Here is a 21,233-nt window from a genome sequence, read left to right on the forward strand (position 1 = left end):
TTAAAAAGACCGTACTTTCAAAAAAGTACGGTCTTTTTTTTCAAAATTAGCAAATTGAAATCAAATCAACCTACAAGTATCTAGAATATAAATTTAAATCCTACAGCAAGTGGAGTTGTTAAATTTGAACCACCTACTAAATAAGCTGAATCAACATTTGCCATATGTGCTAATCCAAAATTAGTAACAGTAGTTTTATCTCCGTTTTTTGGATCAATTGTAGTTGATGTAAAATTCGCTAAATCATAAGAGAACTCTACTGAGAAGTTTTTAGTGACAAAATAATCAAAACCTCCTGATACAGACAGGCCAAACTGGTTTATTTTTGTACCACTTTCTTTTTGTTTACCTGCAATAACCGGCAAAGCAGCTTGTCCAAAGAAATAAAGAGAACCTGCAACATTCCAATACTTTCTTGCCAATGGTTGAATTACAAATAAATCTGTTTTTTCTCCAACTCCTACACCTGGATCTGATTTCATGTTAATATAACCCAGGCCAGCTCCAACAGCAACCGATGGAGTCACAAATGTACCAACAATTGGTATTACGGATAAATTTGTGTTTTTGACATCTCCAGTTTTTGTTTGTTGATAACCAAATTGAGATGTTGCAAACCATGCACCTTTTAAACCTTGATTAGAATCTTGAGCTTGCGCTGTCAAACCAACTAATACAACACTAATAAATGTTAAAATTTTTTTCATTTTTTATTTTATTTATAAATTATTTAACAAAAATATAGGTAAGCTTTTTCTGTAAGAATGATATAAATCATAGATTAAAAAAAATCTTTAATTATCTTTGATTGCGTCAAAGTTTTTCAATTTTGTTTACATTTGCACTTATGTTAAAAACAGTCAATATACTTAATAAGAGAGCTCGGTTTGATTATGAGATAATCGATACTTATACTGCTGGAATTGTATTAACCGGAACCGAAATAAAATCGATTCGGTTAGGGAAAGCTAATATCACGGAGAGCTTTTGTGAATTCAACAACCTTGAACTTTTTGCCATTAATACCTATATAGAAGAGTATTCTTTTGGTAATCAGTTCAATCATAAAGCCAGAAGCGAAAGAAAACTACTTTTAAATAAAAAAGAGCTAAAATCACTTCATAAAAGTGTTCAGGCAAAAGGACTTACTATTGTTCCGTTGAAATTATTCACCAACGAAAAAGGTCTTGCAAAACTGCAAATTGGTCTTTGTAAAGGAAAGAAAAATTACGACAAACGTGAATCTTTGAAGGAACAGGACACTAAACGTGATTTAGACCGAATTAAAAAAGCATATAACTAAAAGTATATCTTTCTAAATTTCTACCAAAGAAGTATTTATTAATATTTTATTGTTATTTTTACTACAAATAATTTAACTTTAAAATATGAAAAAGTACTTAATTTTGTTCATCGCCGTTCTAGCACTTTCAAGCTGTGGTAGTAACACCACTATTGTTAATAGTTGGAGAGATCCTAATATAACAGTTGCGCAGGAACATTTCAAAAAAGTTTTGGTTGTTGCATTAGTAAAAGATGAAGCATCTAGAAGAACTGCCGAAAATAGAATCGCTGCTAGTAATCCTATTTTTAAAACATCATATCAATATTTAAACGAAACTACAAAACAACTTACTCAAGAGCAAAAATTAAAAATACTGCAAGATGAGAACTTTGATGGAGTAGTTACAATGCGATTAGTGAGTAAAGAAAAAGAAAACAACTATGTTCCAGGATCTTATACAGGAATGTACTATGGTGGATTTGATGGTTTATATGCCGGAATGTATGGTTATGGTTTTGGAAACTGGTACGGAATGTATTCTCCATACTTTTATGATCCGGGGTACTATCAGGAAACCACTTCCTATATGGTAGAAACCAATGTTTTTTCTTTAAAAGAAAATAAATTAATTTGGACAGGAACTACAAAATCTGAATATGTTAATGATTTAGGTTCAACTGTAGATGCCATCATGGAAGCAGTTATAAAAGAAATGAGAAAAGACGGCTCACTTCCTCCAAAATAAAATATCTCAAAAAGCAATATCATTTAAATATTGCTTTTTTTTATTGACAATATTATGACTATTTTAGTCAAGACAATATAGAACAATTATTAAAATGAAATCACTTCTTAAAAATGCCAGAGAACAAAAAGGACTAAAAACCCGAGAAGTGGCACAAATTCTCAGTATTGATCAGGCATTGATAAGCAAATTTGAATCCGGAACAAGAAGACCAACTAAGGATCAAATAATAAAACTCTCTCAGCTCTTAGAAATTGACTACGAAACCTTGATGATTACGTGGCTAAAGGAAAAAATACTTTACGAAATTGGCGAAGAAGAATTTGCGTTAAAAGCTTTACTTCTGGTTGAACAGGAAATACAGAATAACAAAAAAATTGCAAATTCAGCTGTTTTATCAAGCATGCAATCTATTTTGGATGAAATAGAAAGATTAAAAAATCAAATAATATCATTTCAACATTTTGATTTGCATCGAATATCAAAAATTTTAGAGTTAGAATTTATTTCAGAAAGCAATCGTTTAAACGGAAATTCTTTAACCCTTCAAGAAACTAAATCTGTTATTAATGAAGGATTAACCATTTCCGGTAAAAGTATGCACGAACATCTTGAAGCTGTAAATCTTCAGGAAGCCATTGGTTACATCAAAGATTTAAATCAAAAAAAAGTTTCAGTAACTGAAAAGGAATTTTTCCTAATTCATAGTTTAATTCTGAGAGGAATAAAGCCCGAAAATTCAGGGAAATACAAAAATGACTCATTGATTATTCGCGAAATGAACTTGTTTTTTAATTGGTATGAAGCCAACAAAAACAATTTACATCCGATACTATTAGCATCTGAAGCACATCTCAAAATCATGACCATAACACCTTTTGAGAATGGAAATGTGCAAATTGCGAACTTATTAATGAATTGGATTTTACTGCAAAACGGTTATGTTTTTGCCACAATACAAGGAAATGAAACTAATATAAACGAATATTTGTCTGTTTTAGAAGAATGCCAGAATAAAAGCGATAAGTCGTATTTTATAAATTATATTCTTCGAATTGAAAAAGAAAACCTAATTCGAGCGATCGAACTAGTTTCTAAATAAAAAAGCCCAACTAAATGGGCTTTTCTGCTAATTTTTATCTTCTAACAAAGGAACAAATCGAAATTCTCCAAACTCATGTTTCTCAAATTGCGTTTCATTTTTTCGAATTAATAAGGTCATAATCTGAACATCTTCCCCAAGCGGTATAACAAGCCTTCCTCCTATTTTAAGCTGTGCCATTAAAGGCTGCGGAATAAACGGAGCACCAGCAGTAACAATAATACTATCAAAAGGCGCGTAACTTGGTAAACCTTTATAGCCGTCTCCAAAAGACAAATGTTTTGGGCGAATATTTAATTTCGGAAACAAATTTGAGGTTGTTTTAAACAACTCATTTTGTCTTTCGACACTAAAAACTTTAGCTCCCAACATACACAAAACAGCGGTTTGATACCCAGAACCGGTACCAATTTCAAGAATTTTATGCTCTTTTTTAACTTCTAACAATTGCGACTGAAAAGCAACGGTGTACGGCTGAGAGATCGTTTGGCCAGCTCCTATAGGAAAAGCCTTATCCTGATAAGCGTAATCTTCAAAACTTGAATTCAAAAAAAGGTGTCTTGGGATTTTTTTTATCGCATCCAAGACTGCTCTATCAGTAATTCCTTTTTGCTCTAAAGTGCTTACTAATTGATTACGAAGTCCTTGATGTTTGGCAGTGTCTTTCAAAATGGGTAGGTTTTATTTTTGCAAAAATAAGAAACAAAACAGTAAATCAAATATTGATTTTTAATTATTAAATCGCTAAATCTTTATTGCATTAACTTTTACTTTCAACAAATAAATTATATTTTTGTTTAAAATACATTCTCATGTTAAAAGTAGGAGTTTTAGGTGCTGGTCATCTTGGTAAAATACATTTACGCTTATTACAACAATCTGACAAATACGAATTAGTTGGATTTTACGACGAAAATCAAGAAAATGCCGAAAGAATTTCAAAAGAGTTTGGCTATAAAAACTTTAATACTATTGCAAAATTAATCCACGCTGTGGATGTAATTGATATTGTAACACCAACACTTTCTCATTATAAATGTGCTAAAGTAGCCATTAAATCAGGAAAACATATCTTTATAGAAAAGCCAATTGCCAATACTGTTGAAGAAGCTGAAGAAATTATCGCTTTAGCAAAAGAATACAACGTAAAAGGTCAGGTGGGTCATGTTGAGCGCTTTAACCCAGCGTTTATCGCTACAAAAAACATGATCGAAAATCCAATGTTTATAGAAACACACCGTTTGGCCGAGTTTAATCCTCGTGGTACAGATGTTCCAGTAGTTCTGGATTTAATGATTCATGATATTGATGCAATTTTGAGTGTTGTTCATTCAAAAGTAAAAGATATTCATGCAAGTGGAGTTTCAGTTATAAGCGATACACCGGATATTGCAAATGCAAGAATTGAATTTGAAAATGGTTGTGTTGCAAACTTAACAGCAAGCAGAATTTCGATGAAAAACATGCGTAAGACACGTTTTTTTCAAAAAGACGCTTATATTTCAGTTGACTTTTTAGAAAAAAGATGTGAAGTAGTTCGCATGAAAGACGCTCCAGAAATCCCTGGAGATTTTGATATGATTCTGCAAAATGCCGAAGGTGTAAAAAAACAAATCTATTTTACAAATCCTGATGTTGAGCAAAATAACGCTATTCTAGATGAATTAGAGTCATTTGCAAATGCAATAAAAACAGATACAACTCCAGTTGTGACACTTGAACAAGCAACAGATGCTTTACGAGTAGCTTATCAAATCATCGATTGTTTCGAAAAATAAATAAAAAATAAACTCATTATTTTTAAGGTTTAAGGCGTACTTCAAAGGAGCTTTAAACCTTAACTTTTAAAATTCAAATACCAAAATTAAATGAAAACTATAGCTGTAATTGGTGCAGGAACAATGGGTAACGGAATTGCTCATACATTTGCACAAAGTGGTTTTGTTGTAAAACTGATTGACGTTTCTGAAAAATCATTAGACAAAGGAATGGCAACTATTGCCGCTAATTTAGATCGAATGTTGTCTAAAGGAACGATTACTCAAGAAGAAGTTGCTAAAACTATTACCAATATTATTACGTATACTGATATAAAAGACGGTGTCGTTGGCGTTGATTTAGTAGTTGAAGCTGCAACAGAAAATGTTGAATTAAAATTGAATATTTTCAAACAATTAAATGAAGTTTGTTCTCACAATACCATTTTAGCAACGAATACATCTTCAATATCGATTACACAAATTGGAGCTGTAGTTGCACATCCTGAAAGAGTTATCGGAATGCATTTTATGAATCCGGTGCCAATTATGAAACTAGTCGAAATCATTCGCGGTTACAATACCAGCGATGAAGTCACTAAAATTATCATGGATTTATCTGAAAAATTAGGAAAAACTCCTGTTGAAGTAAACGATTATCCTGGTTTTGTTGCTAACAGAATTTTGATGCCAATGCTAAATGAAGCAATCGAAACATTATATAATAAAGTAGCCGGAGTTTACGAGATTGATACTGTGATGAAATTAGGAATGGGACACCCAATGGGGCCACTTCAACTAGCTGATTTTATTGGGCTTGATGTTTGTCTTGCAATTTTAAATGTCATGTACGAAGGTTTCAAGAACCCAAAATACGCTCCTTGCCCATTATTGGTAAATATGGTTAGAGCTGGAAAATTAGGTGTAAAATCTGGAGAAGGTTTTTATGATTATAGCGAAAGTAAAAAAGCAGAGAAAATCTCTAAGCAATTTATTCTTTCATAAAAAGAAATATCATGTCGATTCAATCGAATTTAAATACTATTAAAGCAAGTTTGCCTGAACATGTAACATTAGTTGCCGTTTCAAAAACCAAGCCTGTTTCAGACTTAACGCAAGCCTACGAAGCAGGCCAACGTATTTTTGGAGAAAACAAAATCCAGGAAATGACTGAAAAATACGAACAAATGCCAAAAGACATTCAATGGCATATGATTGGTCATGTTCAGTCAAATAAAGTCAAGTTTATGGCTCCGTTTGTAAGTTTAATTCATGGCGTTGATAGTTTGAAACTATTGCAGGAAATTAACAAACAAGCTTTAAAAAACGATAGAATTATTGATTGCTTACTTCAAATTCACATCGCCGAAGAAGAAACAAAATTTGGTTTAGATGAAAATGAATTAAATGCACTTATTTCTTCATCCGACTTTAAAGAAATGAAAAACATTCGTATCTTAGGATTGATGGGAATGGCAACTTTTACTGAAGATCAAAACCAGATAAAAAAAGAATTTAAATATTTAAAATCTATTTTTGATTCGATCCAGAAACAAAAAGACGCACTGCAAAGCGCCTCTACATTAAATAATTTTTCAACAATCTCTATGGGGATGTCTGGAGACTATCAACTGGCAATAGAATGCGGAAGCACAATGGTTCGTATTGGAAGCAGCATTTTTGGAGGAAGATAAGACTTATTGTAGATAAAGATTGTAGATTTAAACTGATTACTAAAAACCGAGACTGAATACTGAATTTGTACGCAATACTAGACATAGAAACCACTGGAGGCCAGTTTAACGAAGAAGGAATTACTGAAATTGCCATCTATAAATTTGATGGTCATGAAGTAGTAGATCAATTCATTAGCCTTGTAAATCCCGAAATTCCGATTCAGCCTTTTGTGGTGAAATTAACCGGAATAAATAATGCTATGTTGCAAACTGCGCCTAAATTTTTTGAAGTCGCAAAGCGAATTATAGAAATTACAACAGATTGTATTATTGTCGCGCACAACGCTTCTTTTGACTATAGAATTCTACGTACAGAATTCAGACGTTTAGGTTATAATTTTGAAGCCAGAACTCTTTGTACCGTCGAATTGGCAAAAAAACTAATTCCGGAACAGCCTTCTTATAGCTTAGGAAAATTGGTACGCGCACTAGGCATTCCAATGGCAGACAGGCATCGTGCCAGCGGTGATGCTATGGCGACTACAAAGCTGTTCAAAATGTTGCTAGAAAAAGACTTAGAAAAAACAATCGTAAAAGATTTTATAAAACTGGAAATTGAAAAAGGAATTGCTCCAAAACTTCAAGATCTTTTATTACAAATGCCAGCCAAAACTGGAGTTTATTATATTTATAACGAAGCCGGAACTCTTATTTATATTGGAAAAAGTCAAAATATAAAAAAACGGATCAATCAGCATTTTACCGGAATTACCACAAAAAGCAAAAAAATACAAGCCGAAGTTTTCACCATAACTTATGATGAAACCGGAAGCGAACTTATTGCACTGCTAAAAGAAAGCGAAGAAATAAAAATAAACAGACCAAGATACAATCGCTCACAGCGCAAAACAATCTTTCAGTATGCATTGTACGCTGAAAAAGATGCTAATGGCTACATCAATCTAAAACTTGAAAAAGCTGACGGACGAAAAAAAGAAATCACTTCATTTGCTACTTTACAGGAAGGAAAAAATGCGCTATTCAAATTGACTTCAAAATACCATTTGTGTCAAAAATTGACAGGGTTGTATCAAACTAAAAAAGAATGCTTTCAATATAAAATAAAAGAATGTGACGGAGCTTGTATTGGAGAAACCAATCCAGAAATTTACAATACTCGTGTACAACAACTTATATCTGAAAATAGTTTCGAAAACAAAAGCATGATTTTGCTCGACAGAGGGCGAAACGTAAACGAACGAAGTGCTATATTGATCGAAAATGGGATTTACAAAGGTTACGCTTTTTATGATTTGAACTATCAAATTACTAATATCGAAATCCTGCGAAACATATTAATTCCGATGCAAAACAACCGTGATGTAAAAAATATAATTCAAAATTACATCCGTAAAACAAAATCGCTAAAAATCCTTCATTTTTAACACATCAAAACTTTCATTATCTTCGCTGATATGAAAAAACTGAAATCAAAATACGAAATCTTCAGAGAGAAAGTCAGAATCGTTCTTTATGGTACAAATACCATTTTAGGCCGAATGTTCGATTTAGTACTTCTCGGTTTAATTTTACTGAGTGTACTATTAATCATGATGGAAACAGTTCAGGGAATCAACCAAAAATACCACACACAACTGATTATCTGTGAATGGATTATTACAATATTCTTTACAATTGAATATATTTTGCGCATCATTTCAATTCAAAAACCGGTAAAATATGCCCTAAGTTTTTATGGTATCATCGATTTATTTGCTGTATTACCAATGTATTTATCGATATTTTTCCCGGGAGCAAGTATACTTTCTGTCGTAAGAGCATTGCGTTTCTTCCGATTGTTCAAAATATTGCACATTCCACAAATTTCACATCAATCAATACAACTTCGAGAAGCTATCGAAGCCAGTAAAGAAAAAATTCTTGTTTTTATCTATTTTGTGCTTATTAGCACCATAATAATCGGCACCGTCATGTACCTGGTCGAAGGCAAAGAGTCCGGTTTTACGAGCATTCCAATGTCAATTTACTGGACAATCGTAACGCTAACAACCGTTGGCTATGGCGATATTTCTCCACAAACACCATTGGGTCAGTTTATTGCAGCATTTGTTATGATTTTAGGTTACGGAATAATAGCCGTTCCTACCGGAATTGTAACTGCCGAGTTTGCAAAAAGCAGCCTAAAAAATAATGCTGTAAGTTCTAGAAAAATATGCCGGAAATGCAATTCACAAGTACATTTTGATAATGCGCAATATTGTTACGAATGCGGAACTAAATTGCCAAAATAATTAATTTTAAGGAGCAATTTCCAGCTGTACATTCCAACTCCTCCTTATCTTTGTTGTTTTTTAAGGCATAAAAGGAGCTTCTAAAGTCGCTCTTTTATACCAAAAAAACTAAACAATTATAAGTCCGGGGTTTCCATTCCAATCTGGGCTAAAAAATATGAAACACTTAATTACCATCGTCGGACCAACAGCTATAGGCAAGACAGCCTTGAGTATTGCTTTGGCACAACATTTTAAATGCGAGATAATATCTTGCGACAGCCGTCAGTTTTTTAAAGAAATGACAATTGGTACCGCCGTTCCAAATCAAGAAGAATTACAAGCGGCTACGCACCATTTCATTCAAAATAAATCTATTTTCGAAAACTATACTGTTGGTGATTATGAAAAAGAAGCTCTAGCAAAGATTGAAGAATTATTTCAGAAAAATGATTTTGCAATTCTTATTGGAGGTTCAGGTTTATATGTTGATGCTATTTTAAAAGGTTTTGATGAGTTTCCCGAAATTAATCCGGAAGTACGTTCAGAAGTAAATTCAAATTATGAAAAACTGGGAATTAACTATTTACAAGAACAACTGCAAAACTTAGATCCTGATTATTATCAAAAAATAACTTTAGAAAATCCGCAGACATTACAAAACCCACAACGAATGATGCGCTTTGTAGAAGTTTGTATTGGAACTCAAAAACCATATTCTTCCTTTTTAAACCAAAAGAGAAACAACAGAAACTTCACTCCTGTTCTGATTGGTTTAGATGCTGAAAGATCAGTAATTTATAACCGAATCAACCAGCGCGTTGACATAATGATCAACGAAGGATTACTTGAAGAGGCAAAAGTATTGTATCCCAATAAAGCGTTAAATGCACTTCAAACTGTTGGATATAGAGAATTATTCAGTTATTTTGATGGAGATTTCAATTTGCCTTTTGCAATAGAAGAAATCAAGAAAAACACGAGACGATTCTCTAAAAGACAGTTAACGTGGTTCAAACGAAACGAAAATACAAAATGGTTTGATTACGCCACAGATAGAAAAGAAATTATAGATTATATAGAAAAAATTCAAAAATAAGAAATCTATTTTCTTTCATCTTTCTTCTATTCTCTAAAAAAAATCTGAAATCAACAATCTAAAATCTAAAATTATCAATGCCAATATCTCCTAACTTCACATCGGTTTTAAGCAAAGACTGGGAAATCAATTTTACACAATGTACTCCAACAGGCTTTTTAAAATATACAGATTTATGTAATATTTTACAATTAACTGCAGCAGCGCATTCTGAAGTTGGCGGCATCAGTTTTTATGACATGCAGGAATTTCACCAAGCGTGGGTTTTAAGCCGAATGCGTGTCGAAATCATTGCTTTACCAAAATGGCAAGATATTGTAACTGTAAAAACGTGGATTAATAGTTTAGAAAATTCCCGTTCTGTTCGTGCATTAGAAATGTACGTAAACGGAAAAAAAATCGTAGGTTGTGAAACTTATTGGGCAGTATTCAACACACAATTACGTCGTCCGGAAGCTCTGGCATTACCTTACGAACACTTTGAATTATTCCCTGAAAACAGAGCAACTACTGAAGGTTTCTCAAAAATAAACATCAATCACGATAAAGGTGCTGTTTTTGAAAAAACAGTTTATCTATCGGATCTTGATATCGTAAATCACGTAAATAATGTCAAATATTTAGAGTGGTGTCTGGATCATGTTGACGCAAAAAGAATTTTAAAACAAGACGTAAAAAGCTTCGAAATGAATTTTATGAAGGAGCTTTCACTAAAAGATAATGTCGTAATTCACGAAAGCGAAGACGACGATCATACAACTGCAACATTCAGCATTACAAAAGGCGAAAAAACTTGTTTTGCTTTAGAATTGCACTGGAAATAACCCACAGATTAAAAAATAAAACCTGTTGTCAAAGATTTTTATAATTTAAATTCGTGACAATTCGCGCAATTCGTGGCAAAAAAAAAGAACGATGCATAATCGCATCGTTCTTCTACAAATCAAAATCAATTTGATTTCTTTTTAGAATCTTTTTTAGATTTCTTTTTCTTCTTTTTAAGCAAATCTATTTTACCTTGAATTCTTTTCTCTACTTCAGTAATATCAGAGTCAAAAGCAAACTGTAAAGTACGAAGTTTTGCGTTTTTAATTGCTGCCAACGCCTCTTTAAATTGTTGTTGCGCTTCGTAAAGAATAGCTTTCTTAACGTAAATCTCCGACTTGTTTATTCCTTTTATCGTTAAAGCAAAATCAATTAACTTCTGAGCTTCTTCATAATCTTCGTTTAATATCAAAGTCTGCAAATAATGCGGATAAACTTCAAGCGCATGAATATTGATTGCCAAAGCTTCCTGAAAATAGTGCTTCGCTTCTTCGTAATTCCATAATTGTTCGGCCTGAATTCTTCCATATAAACACAAAACCATGGTATTTTTTGCATCATAAGAAAAAGCATAATCTAAAGATTCAATCGTTTCTTCAAGCGAGTACGGATAATTGTCCAAAGCCTGAAAAAGGTATTTATCAATTGTTTTCATTTTATGTGTCGATATTTATTGTTTTTTGGGTCACATATAATTCGCATATCATCATTATTTTTTGCGACCAATTTTTTAATTATGCTCATTTCGTAAATCGTTTTTTAATTTCTGACGAGTTTCTTTGTAGCTTTTCTCAATTTTATTTTTCTTAAAATCAGAGCCGGTAAAAACTCTAACAGGATTTCCCCGCTCAATATTCAGTTGATTTTCCCATTGTTTTCCAACATGATTTTTAAGTTGCTGCAAAGTTTCGTCTTCTAGTTTTTTTAGTAATCTTTCTGTTGCCAGTTTTTTGTTTTGATGTTGTGAACGGCTATCCATAGACACAACCGCAATCCCGGTAGGAATGTGAGTCGCCCTAATAGCCGAACTCACTTTGTTGACATGTTGACCTCCAGCTCCAGAACTCCGCATTGCTTGGTATTGAATATCATTTTCTGATATCGACGCATTTTTCTGCGGTTCAATTTCAAAAATTCCAATAAACCAGTTCTTACGTTTGTGCATTTTCCTAAACTGACTTTGACCAATCCATTGAATTGTTCCTATCCACAAATTAGCGAATACTGCAGCATTTTTTCCCTTTACAGAAATTGTTGCCGTCTCAACAGTTCCGTTTTCCTGACCAACCTCTCTTTGAAGCAAATTCGTTTCCAATCCTTCGACCTGAGCTTCATCTAAAACTTTTTTAAGTACTTGGGCAACCACCCAAGTACATTCTGCAGGTCCGCGACCCGCCGTTATTTGAATTATTCTTTCCATTATCGTTTCTTTTTAACGGTCCATTCTAACAATCTTTGGTATAAAAGTTCCCAGAACTTCAACCAATTCCGTTTGATTTCCCATCACTTTTGTAATGTCTTTGTAAGCCATTGGTGCTTCATCAATATTTCCACCAATCAACGTTACGTCATTGGCTTGCAATACTTTTTTGATCTCACTTTGAGTGAACGTACTTTTACATTTGGCTCGTGAAAATAAGCGTCCGGCTCCATGCGAAGCAGAATTTAAACTTTCTGGATTACCTTTTCCTCTTACTATGTATCCTGGCGCAGTCATCGATCCCGGAATAATTCCTAACTGACCTACTGCCGCTGGAGTTGCTCCTTTTCTATGCACAATACATTCCTGACCATTTACAATTTCTTTCCAGGCAAAATTGTGGTGATTTTCAATTGTAACCACTACCCTTTTCCCAATTGCTTTTGCAATACGTCTGTGAATATCATCGTGACATGCTTTTGCATATTCTCCCGCTAAATTCATCGCCAGCCAATATTCTTGTCCATCGTGCGTGTTTAAATCTAGCCAAGCCAAGTGTTGGACATTTTTAGGCAGAGGGCATTGCTTGGTTGCTAAATAAGTATAATGTTTAGCAATGTTAGCACCTAAACCACGAGAACCGCTATGCGATAAAACAGCAAAATACTCTCCTACTCCTAATTTCCATTCGTTTTCAGGATTGTCAATTTTTGCAATACCAAATTCTACAAAGTGGTTTCCTCCACCTGAACTCCCTAATTGCTTATAGGCTTTTGGTAAAAGTTTTTTTAATAAAGGAATATCCTGAAACTCACTTTTGTAAAAAACGTCATGATCAGCTTTTGAAGCATGTGTTTCGTTCATTCCGAACTTGGTATTATCTTTTAAAATAGCCTGCAATTGATGCTCTATTCCTTTGAAATGTGAAGCAGGTAAATCAAAAATAGATAAACTCATTCGACAACCAATATCAACACCTACTCCATACGGAATAACTGCATTATCTGTTGCAAGTACCCCGCCAATCGGCAAACCATAACCTGAATGCGCGTCCGGCATCAAAGCGCCGGCAACTGAAATCGGTAATTTTAATGAATCATACAATTGAAATTTAGCTTGATCATCAATTTCATTTTCTCCAAAAATGGTAAAAGGAACTCTCGTTGTCTTCAACTGATGCATTCTTACCTGAACTGGCTTTATCAAACCTTCGGCTACTTTTCCCCAGGTTCCATGTCCTTCAAACTTTTCAGGAGACAGTAAAACCTCTTTAGCTTCTGTTAGTATAGATTCTTTTTTTTCTCTTTTTCTATATCTATTTATTTGCCCCAAGGCGATGTTTATTGAATTATTTTTTGGAAAGCCCAATTTGATCAGGTCTTTTCCGGATAATTTATTTCCCATAAATTTTTTAATTATTCTTATTGTTTGGCAAACAAATATTCTTCAAAACGTAACGAATTGAAAAATATAAACGTGCGTGATCTTTTATCCTTTAGGATAAATAATTGAACTGTTATTCGGGAAAATTTGAAGTGTCTAGAATAAAAAAAGCCCGAAACTAAATGTCTTCGGGCTTTTTTATATATCTAAAAATGTATTTCTAAGATTGAAATAAGCCACGAAGAAGCGCTGCACCAAATTCGTTTGGTGTGAAGCTTTGAGATGTCAATGTAAGTACAAACATTTTTCTTCGTTATTAAAGGGTTATTATTTTTTTCGTCTGCAAATATTCAGAATAGTTTTTTGATTTTCCAAATTTATTTTAAGAAAAATCCGTACAAAAATATAAAATCATAAATTACAAAAAACAAAAACACAATTAACCGCTTAAATATCAATAAAATAAAACGAAATTGATTTAAAATAAAAAACAAAATATTCCATCACTTTTTAATTTTACGGCATAAAAAAAGCCCTGATTTCTCAGAGCTTTATTATTTTTTTTAGTTTGGTGAACTTTGTTATTCTGTTACTTTGCTTTTAACAACCAATCTGAAACCTTCACCGTGAATGTTAAGGATTTCAACATCTTCGTCTGCTTTTAAATATTTTCTAAGCTTAGCGATGTAAACGTCCATACTTCTTGAAGTAAAATAGTTGTCATCTCTCCAGATTTTAGTCAATGCTAATTCTCTTGGCATTAAGTCATTTTCATGAAGAATTAACATTTTAAGTAATTCATTCTCTTTTGGAGATAGTTTTATTGGTTCGTCATTTTCGAACGTTAAAAACCTTAATTTAGAATTCAAATGAAATTTACCAATGTTAAACTCAAACTGAACTTGCTCTGCTTTTGTATCTGCAGATTTTCTTTGAATGATCGCTTTGATTTTCATCAATAAAACTTCTGAATCAAAAGGTTTATTCAAATAATCATCAGCACCAGCTTTGTACCCTTTTAACACATCTTCTTTCATAGACTTAGCTGTCAAGAAGATAATTGGCACTTCACTGTTTTTCTCTCTAATTTCTTTAGCTAAAGTATAACCATCTTTATAAGGCATCATTACGTCAAGAATACATAAATCATATACATCTTTCTTGAATTTTTCGAAACCTTCCATACCGTTTTTAGCTAAAGTAACTTCAAAGTCATTTAACATTAGATAATCTTTAAGAACTGCCCCAAAATTAAGGTCATCTTCTACTAAAAGTATTCTTTTGTTATTATTTTCCATATTTTAATTTATTAATGGTATTTTTATTATAAAGGTGCTACCTTTTCCTTTTTCGCTTTCAACATATACTTGACCATTGTGATCTTCTACTATTCTTTTTACATAAGCAAGACCTAAACCATGTCCTTTTACATTATGTAAATCTCCTGTATGTTCTCTGTAAAATTTCTCAAAAACTCTTTTTTGAGCAACTTTACTCATACCAAGACCATTATCTTTAACTTTTATCAGAATCATGTCTTTCACATTTTCTGTAAAAATTTCAATTTCAGGAATATCCGGCGAATATTTTATTGCATTTTCTAAAATATTAACCAAAACATTCGTAAAATGTACTTCGTTAATTAAACAGGTTGTTCTTGCCGCATTATAATGCTTTACAACCGTTCCTTGTCTGTCTTCTAAAATTAAATTTACGTGCTCAATTGCATCATCAATTATTTCATGAATAGCAGTTGGTTCTTTGGTTATGTCTAATTCTCTTTTTTCTAATTTAGAAATACGAAGAACGTTTTCAACCTGAGCATGCATTCTTTTGTTCTCATCTCTAATCATTTGCAGATATCGAAATACTTTTTCTTTATCTTCAATAATTTTTGGATTCTTAATTGCATCTAGTGCTAAATTTATAGTTGCAATGGGTGTCTTAAATTCATGCGTCATATTATTTATAAAATCTGTTTTGATTTCAGAAATATGTTTTTGACGTAACAATTGATTCAATGCACTTGTATAGGCAACTATTATAATTAACGTAAAAATTATTGAAAGTATAGTAATACTCAACAATTCAGATAGTAAAAATTTCTTTTTATGCGGAAACGTAATAAACAATTCATACTTACTATTTCCTTCATTATCTGTATAAATTGGAATATGATAACTTGCATCTTTATCATAATGAAATCCATCAGATTTTACTTTTGTCGCAAGACCACTGCTAAGAACTCCAAACTCAAATTTGGTATTTACACCATATTCTTCTAATTCTTTCTTTAAAAGTTTTTGGAGCTTATCTTTTGTAATTCTTCCCTCTATTGGTGTCAACGAAGCAATATCTTTATACTGAATTTGCTGTTGAACTTTATTTAAGATATCTAAACTACCAGATTTTTCAATTTTTAGATCTGGAATAATACTTTGACTTAAACTATTATTATCGATTAAGTTATTGTTATTGTAAACTTCAGTTACTCGTTTCGAACTAAAATTTTTAAATCTTTCACTACTAAATTTTTTATTAAATAATGAACCATTTATATCATAATCTTCAGATGTAAGGGTATTTGAATATATAATAGTTTTATTTGTTTTTGTATTTCTCTGAACATAAAAAACTTGTAATAGATCTTCTTTTTTGGGAGTTTTGCCTGTACTGTCTTTTATACGATTGTACTTATCATAAAAACTATATTCTTCTTGTTGTTCTAGTTTATCTGCAACATTACCAATCACTTGTGTAACATGGTATTTAAACTGTTCATCGTTATTTTTAAACGAAGAATTGAACCAATATACTTGAACCAGAATAATCCCTATTAAGGACAAACTCATCAGTAAAACAAGTATTCTAAAAAATAATTTATTCATCGAAACAAAATTAATATTTTAACAATATACTAAATAATACATTAACCAAATATTAACATTTAAGACTGATTTTGTTTTATATTTAAAATTTTAAGAATTTTAACAACTTCTTCTTTAGCAATTTTAAGATTACTGTTATTAATTACAAAATTGCTTAAGGAAATTCGTTTTTCGTCATTCCACTGCATCTTCATCCTACTTAAAACCTGTTCTCGTGTGGTATTATCGCGTTTTAGAACTCTTTCAATTCTTACTTCTTCCGGTGCAGTAACAGTTATAACAACATCGCAGTCTTTATAACGACCACTTTCAAATAAAATTGCAGCTTCATATACTATGTACTGATATCTTTTATTATCCAAAAGCCATAACTCAAAGTCTCTTTTTACAGCTGGGTGCACAATAGCATTTAATGCTGCTAATTTATCGGCATTGTTAAAAACAATCTCTGCCAATTTAGCCCTGTTTAAAACTTCATTCTCAAAAATTATATCTCCAAAAGTTGTTTTTATTTGTTCAATAATACTTTCAGACTGCATTACTTTTTTTCCTGCATCATCAGCAATATAAACAGGCACGCCTTTTTCCGCAAAATAGTTTGCAATAGTGGTTTTTCCACTTCCTATCCCGCCTGTCAAACCAATAACTTTTGTCATACTAAATTTTAAAAAACATACGAGGAAAAGCCTCTTGCGGTTTTTTCTTTAAAATAATAATTTTTACAAAAGATTTTAAAAATCCCGTCCCATAGCCGTAAAATTGCTTCCAAACAGCAATTACCGAAAGGTAACCAATTTTAATGCTTTTATTCTGAAAAGCTGATGTAAGAAAAATTATAACGAAATATACAAAATATAATTGTAATAAAATATCAATATTGAAAATTAATAGTAAAAAAGCTAATAATAATCCTAATATAAAAACGCTAGGAAAGAAAAAAGTCAGTTTATTATGTTCTGGATACCAACTATTTAAAATAGGTCTGGCAATACCGAACTTATGAACCTGAATCGAAAATTTTTCCCAGTCTATTCTACGTTTATGATACACATAAGCCTCAGGAAACAGTCTTGTTTCAAATCCCAAATTCCATAAACGAATAGACAAATCAGGATCTTCGCCAGGATGAATATTTCCAAAACCTTTTGATGCTTCAAATGCTTTCTTTGAAATTCCCATATTAAAACTTCTTGGCTGGAACTTACTGATTTTTTCAGAACCACCACGAATCCCTCCTGTCGTAAGGAAAGAGGTCATTGCAAAATTTATCGCCTTTTGAATATCTGAAAAACTATCCAGAGCTTTATCAGGACCTCCAAAACAATCTACATAACCTTCATTTAAAGCTTTTCTTACTTCACTTAAATAATTTGACGGAATAATACAGTCAGAATCAAAAATGATAAAATAATCACCACGCGCTCTTTGCATTCCGAAATTTCTTGAATCACCAGGTCCTGAATTTTCTTTAAAATAATATGAAATATTCAATTTTCCCTGATACGTCATTACCACATCTTTACATGGTATTGTCGATCCGTCTTCAACAAGAACGATTTCAAAAGCTTCATTATAATCAGATTTAGACAAACTTTCTAAAAGTTCATCAACTTCATCTGGGCGATTATACACGGGTATAATTAAAGAAAAAATCATAGCAGAATGTGCGGTTTTAAAGTGGCAATTTTTTTAAGTTCAAAATTTTAACAAAGATATGTTATATTCATAAAAAAACCATTCGCTGTAACGAATGGTTTTTCATTTATAATGCTATTTCTTCTAATTTATTTGATACTTTCGATTTGAACAACCTCATTTGTCTCTGCAGCATAATCAACACCTGCAAATTCAAATCCAAATAAATTTAAAAAATCATTTCTATATCCTGCTAAATCTCCAATTGCCGGCAATGTCTCAGTTGTAGCCTCTAACCAAAGTTTAGCCACTTTTGCCTGAACATCATCACGCATCTCCCAATCATCAATTCTAATTCTACCTTTTTCATCTACAGGAACTTCAGATCCATTGTATAATCTGTCTTGAAACAAACGTTGAATTTGCTCAATACAACCTTCATGAATCCCTTCTTCTTTCATGATTTTATATAAAAGAGAAATATATAATGGAATAACCGGAATCGCAGAACTAGCTTGTGTAACTAAAGCTTTGTTTACAGAAACATATGCTTTACCTCCTAATGATTTTAAACTATCTGTAATAGTAAATGCAGTAGCTTCTAAATGATCTTTTGCGCGACCAATTGTACCTTTACGATAAACTGCTTCTGTTAATGATGGCCCAATATAAGAATATGCAACTGTTGTAGCTCCATCTGCTAATAAATTTTCAGCTTTTAAAGCATCAATCCACATCGTCCAATCTTCACCACCCATTACTGCAATAGTATTTTCAATATCATCTTCATTTGCCGGAGCAATTGAAACTTCTGTTACATTTCCTGTATGAAAATCTACTGTTTTGTTTGTAAAAGTTTGTCCGATTGGTTTTAAAACTGAACGGTGTAAAACTCCTGTAACCGGATGCTGACGAACCGGTGAAGCTAAACTATAAATTACAAGATCTATCTGACCTAAATCAGCTTTGATTAAATCTAGAGTTTGTCTTTTTATTTCGTTTGAAAAAGCATCTCCGTTGATACTTTTTGCATACAAACCTGCTTTGTGAGCTTCTGTTTCAAATGCAGCAGAATTATACCAACCCGGCGAAGCTGTTTTACCTTCAACTGGCGGTTTTTCAAAGAATACTCCAATTGTTGCAGCATCAGATCCAAAAGCACTAGTGATTCTTGAAGCTAATCCAAAACCTGTTGAAGCTCCAATAACTAATACTTTTTTTGCACCGGCAATTGGCCCTTTTGATTTTATATATTCTATTTGATTTTTCACATTTTGCTCGCATCCTTTTGGGTGTGATGTCAAACAAATAAATCCTCTCATTCTAGGTTCTATAATCATACTTTTCTGTTTATTCGTTAATTTTACTTGCCAATAAGACAAATGATTAACTTATTTACGTTTTGTTTAATTTCTTTTTGAGATGACAAATATAAAGTATTTCTTTAGTTCAACAAGGCTTTAGCATGATTTAAAGCCGAATCTGAAACTACTGCACCAGATAACATTTGAGCAATTTCGATAACTCTTTCGTCCTGAGACAGAAGCTTTAATTCTGATTGTGTATCGTTATCAACTGTTGATTTTGAAACTTTAAAGTGCGAATCTCCTTTCGCTGCAATTTGAGGTAAATGTGTAATGGCAAAAATTTGCATTTTAGCACTCATCTCTTTCATAATTTCGCCCATTCTGATAGCAATTTCCCCAGAAACACCTGTGTCAATTTCATCAAAAATCAAGGTTGGAAGTTTTGAATATTGCGCCAAAATCGCTTTAACTGCCAACATAATTCGAGACATCTCCCCTCCTGAAGCTACTTTTTTCAATAACCCAAAATCAGTTCCTTTGTTCGCAGAGAATAAAAACTGCAATTCATCTTTTCCATTTTGAAAATAGGTCTCTGAAGGCAATAACTCCATATTGAAACGAACATTTGGCATACCCAAAGTTTCTAATATAGAAATCAATTGTTGTGACAGAACTGGAATTGCTTTTGTTCTATTTTCGTGAATTTTAGCCGAAAAAGCATCTAATTCTAAAGATTTTTGCTCTATTGATTTTAACAAAATAGCTATCTCATCTTCAATATTATCAAGTTCAAGTAATGTATTTCCTAAATTAGTCTGAATTTCAAGTAATCCATCAACAGAAGTTACATTATGTTTCTTTTGCAAATTATAAATCAACTGTAGTTTCTGACTCACCAATTCTAATTGTGCAGGATCATTCAATAATCTTTCAGATGAATTTTGTAATTCTTTAGAAACATCATCAAACTCAATTGTCAGGCTTGTAATTCTTTCGAATATATTTTGATATTCTGGCGAAAAAAGCGCTATTTTTTGCAAAGAAGTTTTAATTTCATTTAGATTATGAAAAACTCCAAATTGTTCTTCGTTTGCAATTGCAAGAGATTTATCAATTGATTCTTTTATAATTTCAACATTATTCAATTTTTCAAAATCAGCCTCCAATTCCTCTTGTTCTCCTGATTTTAATTTAGCTGAAATTAATTCATTCAATAAAAAAGTATTGTATTCTTGCTCTTTTCCAGAATCACTTTGCTTTTTCAACAATGCGTTCAACTTCGTTTTATCTGACTTGTATGCTTTTAGCGAGTCTTGATAAGATTGAATCGTTTCTCCATTATTTGCAATAGCATCAATAATCTTAAACTGAACTCCTTCATCAGATAGCTCTTGTGTTTGCTGTTGAGAATGAATATCAATCAAAAACAAACTTAAATCCTGTAATTCCTGAAGATTTACCGGACTATCGTTAATAAAGGCACGTGATTTTCCTGAAGGCAAAATTTCTCTTCTAATTATAGTTTCATCTTCATAATCAAGATCGTTCGCTTCAAAAAAACTTTTTAAATTATATTTAGAAATTTCGAAATGCGCTTCTATAACACATTTCTCTTCTTTATTTTTTAACGAAGTAAGATCGGCTCTTTTTCCTAAAACTAATCCTATCGCTCCTAATATAATAGATTTACCTGCTCCTGTTTCACCAGTAATTATAGAGAAACCCTTTGAAAAATCTATAGTTAATTTTTCAATCAGAGCATAGTTTTTAATCGACAAGGACGTTATCATAGGAAAATTGTGTGAATGTAAAAATTTATT

General features: G+C 32.1%; 21 protein-coding genes. 10 read left to right on the top strand and 11 right to left on the bottom strand.

The features are described from left to right. Positions 1–80: 80 nt before the first annotated feature. Positions 81–707: an outer membrane beta-barrel protein gene (locus tag ACHRVZ_RS02420; protein WP_395420591.1), complete on the bottom strand. Its 627-nt coding sequence runs from the start codon at positions 705–707 to the stop codon at positions 81–83. A gap of 140 nt (positions 708–847) precedes the next feature. Here ACHRVZ_RS02420 and smpB point away from each other — a divergent pair, with 140 nt between their 5' ends. From smpB to ACHRVZ_RS02435, 3 genes are all read left to right on the top strand, one after another. Continuing rightward, positions 848–1,303, top strand: coding sequence for an SsrA-binding protein SmpB (gene smpB, locus ACHRVZ_RS02425; RefSeq protein WP_395420592.1), 456 nt, complete (start codon positions 848–850; stop codon positions 1,301–1,303). An 85-nt stretch (positions 1,304–1,388) separates the two neighbouring features. After that, complete coding sequence (locus tag ACHRVZ_RS02430) at positions 1,389–2,030, top strand: hypothetical protein (RefSeq protein WP_395420594.1); 642 nt, start codon at positions 1,389–1,391, stop codon at positions 2,028–2,030. 94 nt (positions 2,031–2,124) lie between these two features. Then, a complete protein-coding gene (locus ACHRVZ_RS02435; protein ID WP_395420596.1) occupies positions 2,125–3,132 on the top strand; it encodes a helix-turn-helix domain-containing protein in 1,008 nt (335 codons plus the stop codon). Positions 3,133–3,159: 27 nt separating this feature from the next. Here ACHRVZ_RS02435 and ACHRVZ_RS02440 read toward each other — a convergent pair whose 3' ends face one another. Then, positions 3,160–3,801: a protein-L-isoaspartate(D-aspartate) O-methyltransferase gene (locus ACHRVZ_RS02440; protein ID WP_041518722.1), complete on the bottom strand. Its 642-nt coding sequence runs from the start codon at positions 3,799–3,801 to the stop codon at positions 3,160–3,162. A gap of 143 nt (positions 3,802–3,944) precedes the next feature. On the opposite strand from ACHRVZ_RS02440, the gene ACHRVZ_RS02445 reads away from it, so the two are divergent. From ACHRVZ_RS02445 to ACHRVZ_RS02475, 7 genes are all read left to right on the top strand, one after another. Next, positions 3,945–4,910, top strand: coding sequence for a Gfo/Idh/MocA family protein (locus tag ACHRVZ_RS02445; protein ID WP_395420599.1), 966 nt, complete (start codon positions 3,945–3,947; stop codon positions 4,908–4,910). Between the two features lie 90 nt (positions 4,911–5,000). Next, entirely contained in the window at positions 5,001–5,894 is an 894-nt protein-coding gene (locus tag ACHRVZ_RS02450) for a 3-hydroxyacyl-CoA dehydrogenase family protein (protein ID WP_395420601.1), read from the top strand. 11 nt (positions 5,895–5,905) lie between these two features. Continuing rightward, positions 5,906–6,583, top strand: a complete 678-nt coding sequence (locus ACHRVZ_RS02455) for a YggS family pyridoxal phosphate-dependent enzyme (protein WP_395420602.1) — start codon at positions 5,906–5,908, stop codon at positions 6,581–6,583. 65 nt (positions 6,584–6,648) lie between these two features. After that, positions 6,649–8,010: an exonuclease domain-containing protein gene (locus ACHRVZ_RS02460; RefSeq protein WP_395420603.1), complete on the top strand. Its 1,362-nt coding sequence runs from the start codon at positions 6,649–6,651 to the stop codon at positions 8,008–8,010. A 30-nt stretch (positions 8,011–8,040) separates the two neighbouring features. Next, a complete protein-coding gene (locus ACHRVZ_RS02465; protein ID WP_395420604.1) occupies positions 8,041–8,877 on the top strand; it encodes an ion transporter in 837 nt (278 codons plus the stop codon). 157 nt (positions 8,878–9,034) lie between these two features. Then, on the top strand, positions 9,035–9,955 hold the full coding sequence (gene miaA / locus ACHRVZ_RS02470; RefSeq protein ID WP_395420605.1) for a tRNA (adenosine(37)-N6)-dimethylallyltransferase MiaA: 921 nt from the start codon (positions 9,035–9,037) through the stop codon (positions 9,953–9,955). Positions 9,956–10,032: 77 nt separating this feature from the next. After that, on the top strand, positions 10,033–10,779 hold the full coding sequence (locus ACHRVZ_RS02475; protein WP_395420606.1) for an acyl-[acyl-carrier-protein] thioesterase: 747 nt from the start codon (positions 10,033–10,035) through the stop codon (positions 10,777–10,779). A gap of 125 nt (positions 10,780–10,904) precedes the next feature. On the opposite strand, the gene ACHRVZ_RS02480 is transcribed toward ACHRVZ_RS02475, so the two are convergent. The 9 genes from ACHRVZ_RS02480 to recN all read right to left on the bottom strand — a co-directional run bounded on the left by ACHRVZ_RS02480 (position 10,905) and on the right by recN (position 21,203). After that, the gene (locus ACHRVZ_RS02480) at positions 10,905–11,435 is read right to left on the bottom strand and encodes a hypothetical protein (RefSeq protein ID WP_395420607.1); all 531 of its coding nucleotides are present in this window, start codon (positions 11,433–11,435) and stop codon (positions 10,905–10,907) included. A 75-nt stretch (positions 11,436–11,510) separates the two neighbouring features. Beyond that, the gene (prfH, locus tag ACHRVZ_RS02485; RefSeq protein ID WP_395420608.1) at positions 11,511–12,200 is read right to left on the bottom strand and encodes a peptide chain release factor H; all 690 of its coding nucleotides are present in this window, start codon (positions 12,198–12,200) and stop codon (positions 11,511–11,513) included. A gap of 12 nt (positions 12,201–12,212) precedes the next feature. Further along, positions 12,213–13,604, bottom strand: coding sequence for an RtcB family protein (locus tag ACHRVZ_RS02490; protein WP_395420609.1), 1,392 nt, complete (start codon positions 13,602–13,604; stop codon positions 12,213–12,215). Positions 13,605–14,164: 560 nt separating this feature from the next. Next, complete coding sequence (locus ACHRVZ_RS02495; RefSeq protein ID WP_026985497.1) at positions 14,165–14,881, bottom strand: response regulator transcription factor; 717 nt, start codon at positions 14,879–14,881, stop codon at positions 14,165–14,167. A 3-nt stretch (positions 14,882–14,884) separates the two neighbouring features. Beyond that, positions 14,885–16,471 carry a sensor histidine kinase gene (locus tag ACHRVZ_RS02500; protein WP_395420610.1) on the bottom strand — a complete coding sequence of 529 codons (1,587 nt, stop codon included), beginning with the start codon at positions 16,469–16,471 and terminating at the stop codon, positions 14,885–14,887. 59 nt (positions 16,472–16,530) lie between these two features. Next, complete coding sequence (gene coaE / locus ACHRVZ_RS02505) at positions 16,531–17,127, bottom strand: dephospho-CoA kinase (protein ID WP_395420611.1); 597 nt, start codon at positions 17,125–17,127, stop codon at positions 16,531–16,533. Position 17,128: 1 nt separating this feature from the next. Then, a complete protein-coding gene (locus ACHRVZ_RS02510; protein WP_395420612.1) occupies positions 17,129–18,127 on the bottom strand; it encodes a glycosyltransferase in 999 nt (332 codons plus the stop codon). 128 nt (positions 18,128–18,255) lie between these two features. Further along, on the bottom strand, positions 18,256–19,446 hold the full coding sequence (fabV, locus tag ACHRVZ_RS02515; protein WP_395420613.1) for an enoyl-ACP reductase FabV: 1,191 nt from the start codon (positions 19,444–19,446) through the stop codon (positions 18,256–18,258). A 104-nt stretch (positions 19,447–19,550) separates the two neighbouring features. Beyond that, positions 19,551–21,203, bottom strand: a complete 1,653-nt coding sequence (gene recN / locus ACHRVZ_RS02520; protein WP_395420614.1) for a DNA repair protein RecN — start codon at positions 21,201–21,203, stop codon at positions 19,551–19,553. Positions 21,204–21,233 lie beyond the last annotated feature (30 nt).

This window comes from Flavobacterium sp. FlaQc-57 (genome assembly GCF_044007395.1).
Taxonomy (GTDB): domain Bacteria; phylum Bacteroidota; class Bacteroidia; order Flavobacteriales; family Flavobacteriaceae; genus Flavobacterium.